Here is a 1,563-nt window from a genome sequence, read left to right on the forward strand (position 1 = left end):
GGAGTTGCTTGCTGTTTACGTGCGTTAAGTGCAGAATGTTGAGTATCCATTTGATTCCCTCATATTTTCATCATCAGTTGCAGGTGTGTTTTTTTGCATCCTGTGCTTAATGTTCAGGGTGCTTTACAACGACTGCCTATGCATGTAATTTCGCTCGTCTGATGGCAACTGACGAGAGCCACTTTTTAACTGTAGGAGAGAGCCAATTGCGTATTTTACTTGGAGATCATTTGCTGCAACGACTCCAACAGGACACTGAAGGGAAACTACATCAACGCCTTTTCCGTTGCCTGCGTGGTGCCATTATTGATGGAGTCATCCAGCCCAAGACTCGTCTACCTGCATCACGCGATTTAGCCAGTGAAATTCATGTTTCGAGAAATACCGTTCTTAGTGCCTACGAACAACTACAGGCCGAAGGCTATTTAGAAGCACGGACAGGACATGGCACATGGGTTGCCGAAAAGTTACCAGAGAGTTTTTTAAATACACAAAACAAGAAAAAAGTAGTTTCTAGCCCAAATATTCAAAGTTCTTACGCCCTCTCACAGCGTGGCTCAAACTTATTGGGCTATGCCGCAGCCTCGCCACATCAATGGGGAGCCTTTGTTCCGGGAGCACCCGATGTTACCGAGTTTCCACATCATATTTTTAGTCGTATTCAAGCACGCTTAAGCCGCGAACCGGACATTAACCGTCTAATTTATAGCAATGCAGGTGGATGCATAGAGCTTCGAAGTGCATTGGCAGATTACTTACGTGTTGCGCGTTCAGTCCAGTGCGATGCGGACCAGATTATTATTACCGAAGGCATTCACCAAGCCATTGATTTAGTCTCACGTGCACTGAGTGATATGGGAGATAAAGTCTGGATTGAAGATCCCGCTTATTGGGGAATGCGTAATACGTTACGGATTAATGGCCTCGATATTCAGCCCATGCCTGTCGATGCTGAAGGCATTATTCCTGAAGAAAATCCGGCTGTACCGCCGAAACTCATTTTTGTCACACCATCACATCAATATCCGCTTGGCTCACATTTAAGCCTTGATCGTCGCAGACAATTGATTCAAATCGCACGTCAGCACAATAGCTGGATTGTAGAAGATGACTATGACAGTGAGTTCCGTTTCTCGGGCCAGCCTTATCCATCTTTGCAAGGCTTAGAAAATAACGCACCTGTTTTATATATGGGCACGTTTAGTAAAACTATTTATCCATCCTTAAGAATTGGCTATTTGGTCGTCCCTAAGCCGTTATTTTCACCGCTACGTATTGTTGCAGCCGAGCTTTATCGTGGTGGGCACTTGCTTGAGCAAAAAGCCCTCGCTGAATTTATTCGTGAAGGCCATTATGAAGCGCATATTCGCCGTATGCGCCTGCTCTATGGTAAACGCCGCGATTACTTGGTGAGCTTAATTCAACGCTATCTTGGCCCCGAATTTATTCATGAATATGATGAAGCGGCAGGATTACATCTAGTTTTAAAACTACCGAACTCTTGCGATGATGTCGCGATTGCAGCCACAGCGCTTGAACGTGGTGTCAAGGTTCGTCCACTTT

The 1,563-nt window shown here is 45.3% G+C and carries 1 protein-coding gene; it reads left to right on the forward strand.

The genetic code is table 11. The annotated features are described in order from the left end of the window. Positions 1 to 206: 206 nt before the first annotated feature. Positions 207 to 1,563: PLP-dependent aminotransferase family protein (locus tag VXQ92_RS17265; RefSeq protein WP_416682648.1), on the forward strand; the 1,357-nt coding region annotated here is incomplete at its 3' end.

This window comes from Acinetobacter sp. 228, assembly GCF_048147885.1.